A 13539-nucleotide genomic window follows, 5' to 3' on the forward strand; every position below is an offset into this window, starting at 1 on the left:
GGGGGTGTCGAAGGTCATGCGGCAATCGCCAGATTCCGCACGGTCAACGAGGCCGATCGTTGCCCGTGCCGGACATGGAGAGGCTGTCAGTGCGCGTCGGCAGGCGGGGGCGTGGGGTCGTTCAATGACCGCCCCTCGCGCCGAGGCCGGGTGAACGGCACGGGCTTGGGCCCCGGTGCGTCGGTGTTCTTGATCAGCAGCGGGATGCCGGCGCGGGTGTCGTTGCTCGCGGTTTCCAGGTCGAAGCGTTCGGCGTCAAGACGGCGCACCTGGGCGGCGATCGCATCGGCTTCGTCGTCGTCGACACCGAGTGCGCGCAGCGCAGCGGCGCCGAACAGTACCGCCGATTCGAAGGTCTCACGCACCTGCACGTCGACGCCGGCATTGACCAGCTTCAGCGCATGCTCGCGGTCGTAGGCGCGCACCAGCAGCCGGGCCTGGGGAAACTCGTGGGTGACCAGCTCGACGATGCGGTCGGCGGCATCGCGATCGTCGACGCAGACCGCGATCGCGCGGGCGCTGTGCGCGCCCGAAGCGTGCAGCACGTCGAGCCGGGTGCCGTCGCCGTAGTAGACCTTGAAGCCGAAGTCGGCGGCGCTCTGGATCATTTCGATGTCGGTATCGATGATCGTCACGTCGACATCCCGGGCCAGCAGCGACTGGCTCATGACCTGGCCGAAGCGGCCGAAGCCGATGATCAGCACGCTGCCGGTCTGGTCGGCGACGGCCTCCACGCCGTCGAGCGATGGGCGATCGCGCCGAGAGGTCCAGCGCCCGGTCGCCAGCACGACCAGTGGGGTGAGGGCCATCGACAGCACGACCACGGCGGTCAGCGTGGCGTTGACCCGGGCCTGGATCAGGCCGCTCGCGGCCGCGGCGGCGAACAGCACGAACGCGAACTCGCCGCCCTGGGCCATCAGTACCGCGCGTTCGAGCGCTTCACGATGGCCGCTGCGGGTGACGCGTGCGACGACGTAGATGCACAGCGCCTTGGTCGCCATCAGCGCCAGCACCGCCGAGACGATCAGCGGCCAGTCCTCGACCACCACCGCCACGTCCAGCGCCATGCCCACGCCGAGGAAGAACAGGCCCAGCAGCAGGCCGCGGAACGGCTCGATGTCGGCCTCGATCTGGTGCCGGAACGCAGATTCGGACAGCAGCACGCCGGCCAGGAACGCGCCCATCGCCATCGACAGCCCGCCCAGTTGCATCAGCAAGGCCGCGCCGAGCACCACCAGCAGCGCGGCGGCGGTCATCACTTCGCGTGCGCGGGCGGCGGCGAGGATCCGGAACAGGGGATTGAGCAGGTAGATGCCCGCCACGACCAGTGCGGCCAGCGAACCGATGCCGATCGCGATCGCCATCCAGCGCGACGGCGCGTCGGCCGCGGCCTCCGGCGTTGGCGACAGGAACGCGATCGAGGCCAGCAGCGGCACGATCAGCAGGTCTTCGAACAGCAGCACCGAGACGATCTTGCGGCCGTGCGGCAGCGCGATCTCACCGCGCTCCGACAGCAGTTGCATGACCACCGCGGTCGAGGTCATCACGAAGCCCGCGGCGCCGACGAAGGCCACCGGCCAGGGGAAGCCGAAGGCGTAGGCCACCAGGGTCAGGGCCGTGGTCGCGAGCAGGATCTGCAAGGCGCCCAGTCCGAAGATCTGCCGGCGCAGCGCCCACAGGTGCGAGGGCCGCATCTCCAGCCCGATCACGAACAGGAACATCACCACGCCCAGTTCGGCCACATGCAGGATCGCCTGGGGATCGGAGAACCAGCCCAGGCCGAACGGGCCGATCGCCAGGCCCGCGGCGAGATAGCCGAGTACCGAGCCCAGCCGGAAGCGGCGAAACAGCGGGACTGCGACCACCGCCGCGCCCAGCAACGCGACCAGTTGCACCAACTGGCCGGTGGTGTCGTGGGCGTCGGCGGCCATCGGTCAGCGTCTCGGGGCCATGGCCGAGAGCAACAAAAAGCCCCCGGCCAGTCCCAGTTGCTGCAGGAACTGCAGCATCTGGCCGGTGCGGGCCGAGGCGCGCACCGCCCAGAATGGATGCGAGAGCACGGCATCGATGAGCACCAGCGCCACCGCCGCCAGCGCGGTCCAGCGCAGTTGCCAGCCGGCGACGATCAGCACGCCCACCAGCAACTGCGCCAGGCTGAAGGCCAGCGTCGTGTCGGAGGTCGGCACGCCGCGCAGCGCCGCCCACAGGCGCAGTGCGCCGGCGACGATGAAGACCGCGGCCAGCAGCCAGCGACCGAGCGTGACCGCGCCGCCCTGGGCGCCGGAACCAGAAGCCATCGGGAACTCCGTGAACGGGAACCCGACGGAGCGTGCCATATGCGCCGCACAACGCACAGACCCGACCGGTGGCGATGGCGCCGCGGGCTGCGGTGCCCTAGAATGGGCGGGTCCTGCAGCGCGGTCGCCCACCCAAGGTCCTTGGACCCGGTCACGATCCTGGTATGCCGTCGGCGCGTCGCGCCGTTTTCGGTCCTTATCCCGCACGTCTTTCGTCGCGCAGACACGGTGCCCGGGCGTTCCCGGTGCCGTCACATCGGATCTCGCAGCGCGGTTTACGGATAGCTCCGGGGTCCATCGCCATCGTCACGGCCATCGGCTGTTGCCCGCACGCGCGGGCCGCCGGGACGTGGACTGGCCCACAGGAGTCCTTGCATGACCACGTTCGAAACCCTCGGGCTGTCGCCCGCGCTGCTGCGCGCGCTGACCGAAACCGGTTACACCACCCCCACCCCGATCCAGGCCGAAGCCATCCCGCTGGTGCTGGGCGGCCATGACGTGCTGGGCGGTGCCCAGACCGGCACCGGCAAGACCGCCGCGTTCGGCCTGCCGCTGCTGCAGCGCCTGGCCAAGGAGACCCCGCCCAAGGGGCCGCGCAAGCCGCGCGCGCTGATCCTGGTGCCGACCCGCGAGCTCGCGGTGCAGGTGTCCGACAATCTCAAGGCCTATGGCCGCCACCTGCGCATGAACGTCACGACGATCTTCGGCGGCGCGGGCATGCAGCCGCAGATCGACAACCTGCGCCGTGGCGTCGACATCCTCGTCGCCTGCCCGGGCCGGTTGCTCGACCATATGGATTCGGGCCACGCCAAGCTCGACGCGGTCGAGCTGCTGGTGCTCGACGAAGCCGACCGCATGCTCGACATGGGCTTTTTGCCGCAGATGAAGCGCATCCTGGGCCGGGTGCCCAAGGCGCGCCAGACGCTGCTGTTCTCGGCCACGTTCGAGCCGCGGATCAAGGCGCTGGCGCTGGAGTTCATGCGCGATCCCAAGCAGGTGCAGGTTGCGGCCAACAGCACGATCGCCGACACCATCGCCCACCGCGCCCACCCGGTCGACAACAGCCGCAAGCGCGATCTGCTGGTCGATCTGCTGTCCAAGCGCCACACCGACCAGGTGCTGGTGTTCGGCAAGACCAAGCACGGCTGCAACCGTCTGGCCGAGCAGTTGGCCGAGTCCGGCCTGCCGTCGGTCGCGATCCATGGCAACAAGAGCCAGGCGCAGCGGCAGAAGGCACTCGACGCGTTCAAGTCCGGCCGCGCCCGCATTCTGGTCGCGACCGACGTTGCCGCGCGCGGGCTCGATATCCCGAACCTGCCGCTGGTGATCAACCACGATCTGCCGATGGTTGCCGAGGATTACGTGCACCGCATTGGCCGCACCGGCCGCAACGGCGCGTCGGGCGAGGCACTGTCGCTGGTGTCGCCGGAGGAGGGCGGGCTGCTGCGCCAGATCCAGCGCATGCTCAAGGCCGAGATCGACATGAGTGCGGTCGAAGGTTATGAGCCGAGCCAGCCGGTCCGGCTGGATACGCCGATCCCGAAGAACGGCGGCGGTCAGCGTCGTCAGCCGGCCGGCGGTCGTCCGGGCGCGCGCATGGGCGAGCAGAAGCCCGGTGGTCAGCGTCCGCCGCGCAAGCCGGCCGCACGTGGCCACGGCAAGCCGCAGGAACGCGGCGCGCATGCGCACGCCGGTCCCAGGCCGCACCGCCAGGGCGCCGGCAGGCCGCAGGGCGCCCGCCAAGACACCCGCGCCTGAGCCATCGGCGCGCGGTATCCAACCCCGCTTCCGCTTGCCGGAAGCGGGGGTTTTTTTTGGTTTCTCGCCAGGTCGGAAGGACGCTTGCGTCTGCCCGCTCGCGCAGTGCGTTCGTCCTCGGGGAGCGCATCGCGCGGGCCGGGGATCGCGTCCCGGCTCTGCAAAAACAAAACCGGGGTCAGAGTGCAATTTCGCGTCGCGAAATTGCACTCTGACCCCGGTTTTTTGACCCCGGTTCTGCGGCGGTGCCGTCAGCCGTTTTTGCGCTTGCTCTTGCGCGGGGCCGATGGCTTCTTTGATGCAGCGCGCCGCGGCGTTGCGGCCGACCCGCCATGCGCGGCGATGAAGTCGCGGACCTGCGGGTAGACCTGGTTGCGCCAGCGGCGGCCGCTGAAGATGCCGTAGTGGCCCGCGCCCTCGACGGTGAGGTGAGCGCGGTCGGCCTCGGCGATGCCGGTGCACAGCGTGTGCGCCGCGCGTGTCTGGCCTTCACCGGAGATGTCGTCGAGCTCGCCCTCGACCGTCAGCAGCGCAGTGCCGGCGATGCGCGACGGATCGACCGGCTCGCCGGCCACGACCCAGCGTCCGCGTGGCAGCAGGTGCTGCTGGAACACCACGCGGATCGTGTCGAGGTAGTACTCGGCCGGCATGTCGAGCACCGCGTTGTACTCGTCGTAGAACCGGCGGTGCGCCTGCGCGTCCTCGAGGTCGCCCTTGATCAGGTTTTCGTAGAACGCCCGGTGCGATTCCAGGTGGCGTTCGGGGTTCATCGCCATGAAGCCCATGTGCTGCAGGAAGCCCGGATACACCAGGCGCCCGCGCCCGGGATAGTTCATCGGCACCGGGTGGATGACGTTGTGCTGGAACCACGACAGCGGCTTTTCGGTCGCCAGGTTGTTGACCGCGGTCGGCGACTGCCGGGTGTCGATCGGCCCGCCCATCATCACCAGCGAGCGCGGCGTCGGCTCGCCACGCGCGGCCATCAGCGACACCGCCGCGAGCACCGGCACGGTGGGCTGGCAGACGCTGATCACATGCAGATCCTCGGCGCCGATGTGACGGATGAAGGTCTCGATGTAGGCGACGTAGTCGTCGAGCGAGAACCCGCCGGACTCGGTGGGCACCATCCGCGCGTCTACCCAGTCGGTGATATAGACCTTGTGGTCGCGCAGCAGCGTGCGCACCGTGTCGCGCAACAGTGTGGCGTGGTGGCCCGACAGCGGCGCGACCACGAGCACGCGCGGCTGGGCGCGGATCACCTCCAGGTGCGCCGGATCGTCGGTGTAGCGCTTGAAGCGCAGCAGCTTGCAGAACGGCAGCTCCAGTTCGTCGAGCTGCACGACCGGATAGGTGCGGTCGTTGTGCTCGACCGAATGGATGTCGAAGGCCGGTTTCTCGTAGTCCTTGCCGATCCGGTAAAGCAGTTCATTGGCCGCGGCGACCTGGTCCGCGCCCGCCAGTTGCGACAGCCAGGTACCGCCGGGCGCGTAGGCGCGCGCGGTGGCGTCGGCCAGCAACGTCCATGGCTTCATCCACGCGCGGCCGAGTTCGTGCATTTGGTAGAACAGCATGGCGGGTATCCGGGAGCGGGTTGTGCGTTGCAACATATTCTAGGCCGCGTGAACCCGTCCTGCGGGATTGCGGCCGGATTCAGCTGCTCTTCGGCGCCAGTTCGAGCGCCGTGGCGGCGTCGGCCAGGGCCGGCGAGAGCCAGCAATGCGAGCCAAGCGGGCGAAATCCAACGCCTGCGAACCGGGTGCGGTAGAAGCGGGCCGGACGCTGCCGGAAGCCGTCGTCGTCGCCTTCGGCGCCGTCCTCTCGGGCGAATGTCTCCAGGAACGCGACACCGCCGCACAGCTCGGCCAGTCCGGGCAGGCCGCGATCGAGTTCGCGCGTGTCCAGGTAGTGCATGACGTCGCTGCACACCAGCAGATCGACCGGGGGGCAGGGCCGGAGCATCGCGAAATCGCCGAACCGAGCAAGGTGCAGGTTGCGCCTGCGTCCGTGCCGACCGACCGCGTAGGTGCTGGCATCGAAGCCCAGGTACTGCGCCTTGGGGCGCAATTTCAGCAACGGCGCGCGCCAGGCGCCTTCGCCGCAGCCGATATCGAGCACGCTGCGCAGCGGACGTTCGAGATGGTATTCGGCGGTCGCGACCGCGAGCGCGACCTTGCGCGCCAGGCGCGCCGGCCCGCCGATGTCGCCGGCGCGGTACCAGCGGTCGAAGTAGGCACGGTCGTACTGCTTGGCCATCGAAAATGCGGGCGCGAACGGAAGGGCGGCCATTCTAAGCGGCAGCGCCGCGCGACCGGACGCGAAGCGACATGCGATCCTATGCACCAGTCAGAGGAGCCAGCGCGCGATGCAAGCCTATCTGTGGGTCAAGACCTTTCACCTGGTGTTCGTGATGGCCTGGATTGCCGCCGCGTTCTACCTGCCGCGGATCCTGATCAACCTGGTCGAGGCGCAGGGCCGCGTCGAGGTGCACCAGCGGCTGGTGCTGATGGGGCGACGGCTGTACCGCTTCGGGCATGTGATGGCGGGTCTGGCGGTCGCGCTGGGCTTGGTGCTGTGGCTGGGCTATCGGGTGCTGCCGGACTTCCCGACGATGGTCGGCGGTGCGGGCTGGATGCACGCCAAGCTGCTGCTGGTGGTGCTGCTGTTCGCGCATTTCGTGGTCGGCGGGCGCTGGCTCAAGGGCGCTGGACGCGGCCGCGCGCTGCCTTCGACGCGCGCACTGCGCTGGTTCAACGAAGTGCCGGTGCTGTTGCTGGTGGGCGTGGTGTACCTGGTGATCGCCAAGCCGTTCTGAAGCTCCGTACAGCACAACGCCCCGGCCGGCGTGGACCGACCGGGGCGTTCCTGTCGATCACTCGTGCGCAGTGACGCCGGCGTCGATGCGCGCGTAGCTGCGGTCGCCGAAGCCGCCGGCCGTGCTGCCGTCGGAGATCGAGAACAGCCGCTCCGACAGGCCGTAATCGCTGTTACCCAGGTTGCGACCCAACGACAGCGCGAAGTCCCAGGCATCGGGCGTGGGGTAGCTACCGTCGCGGTTCTGGTAGCCCAGCAGATGGCCCAGACTCATATGGGCGCCGTTGCCGACCGCGGTGGCGGTCTTGCCGGCCAGCGCCGCCATCTGCTGCTCGCTGAAGCTCAGCGTCACGGTCTGGCCTTCCTGCACCGGGGTGCCGTCGAGGTCGCCGCTCAGTGCGGTGTTGAGCATCTGCACGTTGCTCTGGTCGACCTTGATGTCGTAGCTGTAGACGCGGGCGCTGGCGATCTCGTTGCCGTTCGCGTCCCAGCGCTGGGTCACGTTCATCGGCACGTTGCCCGCGTATTGCAGGTCGACGTTACGCTCGATGCTGCCGTCCGGACGCGTGGTCACGACCATGTTGCCGGTGTTGCGGGCACCGTCGAGCGACAGGTTCACCGGCCCGAGCTTGGCGCTGAGGTTGGTCTGCGAGCTGTAGTCCAGGCGCTCGATGGTGGCGACGTCCGCGACGCCGGCGCCGTTCGTTTCAGGCATGCGGCCGGCGGCCAGGAAGTCGTTGTAGGCGGCCTGGCCGGCTTCGGTGGACAGGTCGAACTCGGCGGTGCGCAATGTCGCACCCGCCAGGCTGTCGTTGCGGCCCAGCATGACGTTGCCGATCCCGAACTCCACGCCGACGCCGTTGTAGGCCTTGACCGCTTCGGTCGGCCCCGCGGTCACGCGGACCGTGTCCTCGCCGGTCCGGGCGATCACCGTGCTGACGCCGGTCTCGTCGGTGACCTTGGTCTGGGTGGCGAGATTGCGGAACGTCGCCTTGAATTCGTTGGTGGTGTAGTCCGAACCGTTCATCGTGACCGTGGACCCCACCGGCATCGAGCGCGGCGAGAACGGGTTGACCGACAGCGGGTCGACGCCGGCATCGGCCGGCATCGCGACTTGGTAGCTGGCGCGGATGCCGTCGGTCCGGCCGAGCTCGACGCCGGCCTGCGGCGTGTTCACGCCGCCCTTGAGAAACACCGAGACATCGCTCGAGGCTTTGTAGGTCGTCACGCCATTGGCGGTGTTCACACCGCCTGACACCGATGCATTCGCGCCCGCGCCGAAGCTCACGCCATAGCCCTTGGCCGACTTCACCGACTCGCTGAAGGATACGCCGCCCGAGGCGGTGACCGAGCCGGCCTCAGGATTGACGCTGACGTTGCCGCTGCTCGACGTGGTGGACTGGTGCACGGTGCCGGCATCGCTGGTGTAGGTGGTGCGGGTGTCGGTGCGCGTGCTCTGGTTGGCGCTGATGCCGCCGGAGTTGGAGATCGAGACTCCCTGGCTGTCGCTGTGCGATGTGCGCGTGGGGATCACCAGCTCGTCGCTGGGATAGATCATCTCCGGGTTCACGACCTGTGGGTTGGCCTTGAGCAGGTCCTGCGGCGAAACACCGTACTGGTTCGCGATCTGGACCAGGCTCTCGGCCGGCTGCACGGTGTGCCGTGTGGGCTCGGTGGACGGCGATGCGGGAAGCGACGACGGTGCGTGCGATGCGGCGGGCTGAATGCTCATGCGGAACCTGACTGGGAAATCCTATTCAGGATAAAAGTCGGGCCTGCGCACGGCAGCTAGGGTTTTCCCGAGGTCGAGGCGCACGACACCCGCTCGGCCAGTCTCGATTCAGCGATGCGCTCACCGCTACGGCGGCTACTGCATCGACCAGCCATGGCTGACGTTGAGGCTCTGCCCGGTCAGCGCGTTCGTCTCGAACGCGGCCAGCATCAAGGCGACGTTGGCGACATCGTCGAGCGTGGTGAATTCGCCGTCCACGGTGTCCTTGAGCATGACCTGGCGCACGACCTCGTCCTCGCTCAGCCCCAGCGCCTGCGCCTGCTCGGGGATCTGCTTCTCCACCAGCGGCGTCCTGACGAAGCCGGGGCAGACGACGTTCGCGCGCACGCCGTATTCGGCGCCTTCCTTGGCCACCGCGCGGGCCAGGCCGAGCAAGCCGTGTTTGGCGGTGACGTAGGGGCCTTGAGCTTGGAGGCGAGGTGGGAATGCACCGAGCCCATGTAGACGATGGCGCCGCCTGCGCGGCGCTTGGCCATGTCGCGCAGGCACTCGCGGGTTGTCAGGAACGCACCGTCGAGATGGATCGCGAGCAACCGTTTCCAGTCGGCGAAGTCGAAGTCGACGATCGGGCTGACGATCTGGATGCCGGCGTTGGCGACCAGTACGTCGATCCTGCCGTAATGCGCGATCGCGCGGGCGATCCCGTCCACGACCTGCGCCTCGTCGGCGACATCCATCGCCAATGCCAGCGCATCGCCTCCGGCACTGCGGATCTGGGAGGCGACCGTCTCGGCGGCCTCGGCCGCAAGGTCGGCGACGACCACCCGGCCGCCGGCCGCGGCATAGACCTCGGCGATGCGCCGGCCGATGCCGCTGGCCGCGCCGGTGACCACGCAGATCTTGCCGTCGAGACGATTCATGCGCGCGTTCGCGATGGGGACGATGCCGCGCAGCTTAGCCCGAGCGCGGGCGTGTGCGTCAGTGCGTACGCGCCGGCGCGGGCTTCGGCAGTTCGACCGGCACGCCGTCGGCGTTGCAGTGGCCGTTCGCGCACAGCTGCGCACGCAAGGCCGGCGTGGCCTGCACGATGATGTGGTAGATCGCGTTCTGCTCCATCGTCCCACGCACTGCGTCGCTGCCCGGACCGCGCGCCCAGATGCCGACGTCGTCGCCGCCGTGCGATTCGCTCTTCATCGGTACCAGCGCCTCCTGCATGTAATCGGGATGCTCGGTGTCGACTGCGCGCAGGTCCGGCCGTCCCTGCGCAGGCTCGACGCTGCGGGGGGCATGCGGATGGGTCTTGGGGCCGGCCGGTTGCTGGTCGCTGGCGCCGGTGTAGCCCGGGCCGTTGGCGTAGGACAGCGTGGTGTAGGGCAGGCCGGTGGCATCGAGCGCGTAGGCATTGGGATCGCCGTCCTCGCCGGTGCGGCCGCGGACCTTGCCCAGAATCGGGTTGCCGCGCGCCGGGTAGCCGACGAAGTTCAGCGTATGCGAGTGGTCGGCGGTGACCAGGATCAGGGTGTCCTCGGCAGACGTCAGCTCGGCTGCGGCCTGCACCGCGCGCGACATCGAAACGGTCTCGTCCAGGGCGCGGAACGCGTTGCCGGCGTGGTTGGCGTGATCGATGCGGCCGCCCTCGACCAGCAGCACATAGCCCTTGCCGTCGCGCGAGAGGGCGTCGATCGCGAAGCGCGTCATCGTTTCCAGGTCGGGCTGGCCATCAGGCCCGGTGTCGCGGTCGTGCTCGTAGTCCATGTGGCTGAGGCCGAACAGCCCCAGCACCGACGACGATGCACGCGCCGCTTGCAGCTGCCGCGTGGTCCAGACGAATGCGCCATCGGGCCGGGCCGCCTGCCACTCTTCGACGAGGTTGCGTCCATCACGGCGTTGGCCGCGGATGCCGGGCATCACCTCAGCATCGGGCAGGAACGGACGCGCACCGCCGCCCAGGGCGACGCGCGGGCCGTAGCCATCGCGCGCCGCGTCGACGAACTGGCTGGCGATGTCGCGGCAGCCGGCCGCGCGTGCGGCCTCGGGCATGTCGACATCGCTTTCCCAGTTGCGGTCCGGTACGTGGGCGTAGGTCGCGGCGGGGGTGGCATGGGTCAGCCGCGCGGTCGTGACGATGCCGGTCGCAAGACCGGCCTCGGCGGCCAGGCGCAGCCACGACTGCAGGTGCCGGCCCTGGCTGTCGGCGCAGTCGGTGCGGTCGCCGGCCGAGACGCCGATCGCGCCCATGTGCGACTTCACACCGGTGGCGACCGCGGTCATGGTGCCGGCCGAGTCGGGCGTCTGCGAATCGGTGTTGTAGGTCTTGCTCAACCCGGTGTGCGGGAAGTGCTCCCAGCTCAACTGGTGTTCCTCGCCGGTGCCGCCGTTGCGCTGGCCTTCGAGAATGCGGGCCGCGGCGACCGTGGTCAGGCTCATGCCGTCGCCGAGGAAGACGATGACGTTCTTCGCGTTCCCGGCCATCGCGCCATTGCCCGCCGCACGCGCAGCGCCACTGCGGTACCACCATTGCGCGGTCTCGTCGGCGGGACGGGCGGCGACGGGGACGTCGACGTGCAGTGCGGTGCCGGCCTGGGGCGGCGCGGGGGCGTCGATGGAGGCGCAGGCGGCGCAGAGCAGGGTCAAGGTGCAGGCGATGCCCGCGGAGAAAACGCGCATGGAGAGTCGGCCCGGAAACGAAAAGATGCGCCTCCATTATGCCCGCCCCGCATGGCAGGCTCGTGTCGGTCGCGCGGCGCGCTACCATCGTAGCGCCGGCGAGGCGACTCCCCCACGCCTGCCGGCGCGGAACGACGACCATGACGCTGACCATTGCGCTGCTCGAAGACGACGACATGCTGCGCGAGCGCATCCTGCTGCCGCGCCTGGCCGACTTTGGCTTTCAGATCGAAGGCATGGCCAGCGCCGCCGAACTCGAGATGCGCCTGCGTCGCGGCGTGCCGGACATCGTGGTACTGGATGTCGGCCTGCCCGACGCCAGCGGCTACGACGTCGCGCGGAGCTTGCGCATGCGCCATCCGCGGATGGGCATCGTGATGCTGACCGCCCGGCGCGATACGCCCGACCGGGTGCGCGGGCTCAACGAAGGCGCTGATGCCTATCTGGCCAAGCCGGTGGAGATCGACCTGCTGGCGGCGACCCTGCACAGCCTCGCCCGTCGCCTGCACGGCGATGCGCCGTCGCCGGCACCGGCCGATGGCTGGCGACTGGCCGACAACGGCTGGCGTCTGGTCGGGCCCAGCGGCCACGGCGCGGCGCTGACCAAATCCGAGCGGCGGATGCTGCAGTGCCTGGTCGAAGCCGAGGGCGAGACGGTCGCGCGCGACCGCCTGATCGCCGCGGTCTCCGACAACGTCCACGATTTCGACCCGCATCGGCTCGACACGCTGATTTACCGCCTGCGCCGAAAAGTTGCCGAGGCCTGCGGCGACGTCCTGCCGTTGTCGGCGGTGCACGGCGAAGGTTACGTGCTGACCTCGCTGCGCTGATCGTGCAGCGCCTCGGGTGCGCGCGGCAGGCGGATGCGGAAGGTGGTGCCCGCACCGGGCGCGCTCTCGACCTCGATCGTGCCGCCGGCGCCGGTCACCAGGCTGTGCACCACTGCCAGGCCCAGCCCGGTGCCGCTGCCGGTCGCCTTGGTGCTGAAGAACGGCTCGAAGATCCGTTGGCGTACGGCTTCGCCCATGCCGTGGCCGTTGTCGCGCAGGACGATCTCGACGCGGCCATCGGCCGCATCCCCCGCGCTCGCCTCGAAGGTGCCGCCGTCGGGCATCGCGTCGCGGGCGTTGGAGGCGAGGTTGAGCAGCGCCAGGTCGAACTGGTGGCGGTCGATGCGGATCGGCAGTGCGGCCTCGGCGCGCGGCACGCGCACGCGCACGTCCGGGCCGAAGCTCTGCCGCAGCATCGGGGCGAGCTCGGTCAGCGCGCGGCCGACGTCGACCGTGTCCAGCGTCGTCGGCTGCGGCCGGGCGAACGTCAGCAACTTGCGGGTCAGCGCCATGCCGCGCTGGGACGCCTGCTCGACGCCTTCGAGCGCCTGCGCCAGCGCGTCGGCACGCGCGTGCGCATCGGCGCCCGGGTCGACCCGGTGGCGCTCGCTGGAGAACGCCGCCATCAGCGCCAGAATGTTGTCGAAGTCGTGCGCCACGCCGCTGGCCAGGCGGCCGGTGGCCTCGAGCTTCTGCGCCTCGATCAACTGCGCCTGCGTGCGCTCGCGCTCGCGCATCTCGTTCTCCAGCCGGGCACCGCGCGCCTTCGATTCGGCCAAGGCCTCGCGCAGCGCCGCGATGCTGCGATCGAGCACCAGTGTGATCACCAGATAGCTCATGAAGAACGAGGGCAGCAGCACCGCCGCACGGGTGAGCGCCTGCTCGGCGTCCGCATTGGGGATGAGCGCCACGCCCACGCCGATCAGGACCACGCCCAGCACCGCCAGGAACACCATCCACAGCGCGCGCCGGCCCAAGATCAGGCCGGCGATCACCAGCGTGAGCATTTGCGCGGTCTGGTCGATCAGCACGCCGGTGGTCGCGTAACCCACGCTGGCCGCACCTAGTTGCGCGGTCACAAACAGGGCGATCGCACCGCGCAGCGCACCGCGGCGGATCAGCCACAGGCACAGCCAGCACAGCAGTGCGGCGACGATGTCGGCGGTGATGAAGGGACGGAACTGCGGCGCGAGCATGCCGGCGGTCAGATGGCGCCACCAGTTCAGCGGCACGGTGACGCCCAGGAACACGAACAGCACCTGCAACGTCGCGGCATTGCGCCGATCCATCGGCTCGTCGAGCGGCACGCGCTGCAGCCAGTCCGAGATCCGCTGGAGCCCGGAGACGGCCCGGCGACGCAGGCGGGGAAGCAGACTCGACGGCATGTTGGTGGCCGTCGGCGGACGGAATGTGAGGAGTCGTGATGATCCGGCCAGATTCAGAG

Annotated in this window: 10 protein-coding genes and 1 pseudogene; 3 read left to right on the plus strand and 8 right to left on the minus strand. The window is 69.4% G+C overall.

From position 1 onward, the window contains the following. Positions 1 to 86 precede the first annotated feature (86 nt). Positions 87 to 1931 carry a potassium transporter gene (locus BEN78_11860; protein ASR43963.1) on the minus strand — a complete coding sequence of 615 codons (1845 nt, stop codon included), beginning with the start codon at positions 1929 to 1931 and terminating at the stop codon, positions 87 to 89. A gap of 3 nt (positions 1932 to 1934) precedes the next feature. Next, positions 1935 to 2336 (minus strand): hypothetical protein, encoded by a 402-nt coding sequence (locus tag BEN78_11865; GenBank protein ID ASR43964.1) that lies wholly within the window; start codon positions 2334 to 2336, stop codon positions 1935 to 1937. Between the two features lie 336 nt (positions 2337 to 2672). Between BEN78_11865 and BEN78_11870 the strand changes: the two genes are divergently transcribed. Next, positions 2673 to 4055, plus strand: a complete 1383-nt coding sequence (locus BEN78_11870; protein ID ASR43965.1) for an RNA helicase — start codon at positions 2673 to 2675, stop codon at positions 4053 to 4055. Between the two features lie 251 nt (positions 4056 to 4306). Here the strand turns inward: BEN78_11870 and BEN78_11875 are convergent, their stop codons facing one another. Together BEN78_11875 and BEN78_11880 are read right to left on the minus strand one after the other, a co-directional pair. Next, positions 4307 to 5623, minus strand: a complete 1317-nt coding sequence (locus BEN78_11875; GenBank protein ID ASR45108.1) for an esterase — start codon at positions 5621 to 5623, stop codon at positions 4307 to 4309. A gap of 82 nt (positions 5624 to 5705) precedes the next feature. Further along, the gene (locus BEN78_11880) at positions 5706 to 6308 is read right to left on the minus strand and encodes a methyltransferase (protein ASR45109.1); all 603 of its coding nucleotides are present in this window, start codon (positions 6306 to 6308) and stop codon (positions 5706 to 5708) included. A gap of 109 nt (positions 6309 to 6417) precedes the next feature. On the opposite strand from BEN78_11880, the gene BEN78_11885 reads away from it, so the two are divergent. Continuing rightward, positions 6418 to 6867, plus strand: coding sequence for a hypothetical protein (locus BEN78_11885; protein ID ASR43966.1), 450 nt, complete (start codon positions 6418 to 6420; stop codon positions 6865 to 6867). 57 nt (positions 6868 to 6924) lie between these two features. Here the strand turns inward: BEN78_11885 and BEN78_11890 are convergent, their stop codons facing one another. From BEN78_11890 to BEN78_11900, 3 genes and pseudogenes are all read right to left on the minus strand, one after another. After that, complete coding sequence (locus BEN78_11890; protein ASR43967.1) at positions 6925 to 8598, minus strand: hypothetical protein; 1674 nt, start codon at positions 8596 to 8598, stop codon at positions 6925 to 6927. A 135-nt stretch (positions 8599 to 8733) separates the two neighbouring features. Then, a pseudogene (locus tag BEN78_11895) lies at positions 8734 to 9518 on the minus strand (3-hydroxybutyrate dehydrogenase). 58 nt (positions 9519 to 9576) lie between these two features. After that, positions 9577 to 11265, minus strand: coding sequence for an alkaline phosphatase (locus BEN78_11900; protein ID ASR43968.1), 1689 nt, complete (start codon positions 11263 to 11265; stop codon positions 9577 to 9579). A gap of 140 nt (positions 11266 to 11405) precedes the next feature. On the opposite strand from BEN78_11900, the gene BEN78_11905 reads away from it, so the two are divergent. After that, complete coding sequence (locus BEN78_11905) at positions 11406 to 12095, plus strand: two-component response regulator (protein ASR43969.1); 690 nt, start codon at positions 11406 to 11408, stop codon at positions 12093 to 12095. Here BEN78_11905 and BEN78_11910 read toward each other — a convergent pair. Continuing rightward, the gene (locus BEN78_11910; protein ID ASR43970.1) at positions 12071 to 13480 is read right to left on the minus strand and encodes a hypothetical protein; all 1410 of its coding nucleotides are present in this window, start codon (positions 13478 to 13480) and stop codon (positions 12071 to 12073) included. The two genes, BEN78_11905 and BEN78_11910, sit on opposite strands and share 25 nt — an antisense overlap. Between the last annotated feature and the right edge of the window lie 59 nt (positions 13481 to 13539).

It is taken from the genome of Xanthomonas citri pv. mangiferaeindicae, assembly GCA_002240395.1.
GTDB classification, from domain to species: Bacteria; Pseudomonadota; Gammaproteobacteria; order Xanthomonadales; family Xanthomonadaceae; genus Luteimonas; species Luteimonas citri_A.

What these genes read in the sequence shown, in the direction of transcription:
- BEN78_11885 (ASR43966.1), top strand. Translation starts at nt 6,418, where the DNA reads ATGCAAGCCTATCTGTGGGTCAAGACCTTTCACCTGGTGTTCGTGATG.
- BEN78_11890 (ASR43967.1), bottom strand. Translation starts at nt 8,598, where the DNA reads ATGAGCATTCAGCCCGCCGCATCGCACGCACCGTCGTCGCTTCCCGCA.
- BEN78_11860 (ASR43963.1), bottom strand. Translation starts at nt 1,931, where the DNA reads ATGGCCGCCGACGCCCACGACACCACCGGCCAGTTGGTGCAACTGGTC.
- BEN78_11880 (ASR45109.1), bottom strand. Translation starts at nt 6,308, where the DNA reads ATGGCCAAGCAGTACGACCGTGCCTACTTCGACCGCTGGTACCGCGCC.
- BEN78_11865 (ASR43964.1), bottom strand. Translation starts at nt 2,336, where the DNA reads ATGGCACGCTCCGTCGGGTTCCCGTTCACGGAGTTCCCGATGGCTTCT.
- BEN78_11905 (ASR43969.1), top strand. Translation starts at nt 11,406, where the DNA reads ATGACGCTGACCATTGCGCTGCTCGAAGACGACGACATGCTGCGCGAG.
- BEN78_11870 (ASR43965.1), top strand. Translation starts at nt 2,673, where the DNA reads ATGACCACGTTCGAAACCCTCGGGCTGTCGCCCGCGCTGCTGCGCGCG.
- BEN78_11900 (ASR43968.1), bottom strand. Translation starts at nt 11,265, where the DNA reads ATGCGCGTTTTCTCCGCGGGCATCGCCTGCACCTTGACCCTGCTCTGC.
- BEN78_11910 (ASR43970.1), bottom strand. Translation starts at nt 13,480, where the DNA reads ATGCCGTCGAGTCTGCTTCCCCGCCTGCGTCGCCGGGCCGTCTCCGGG.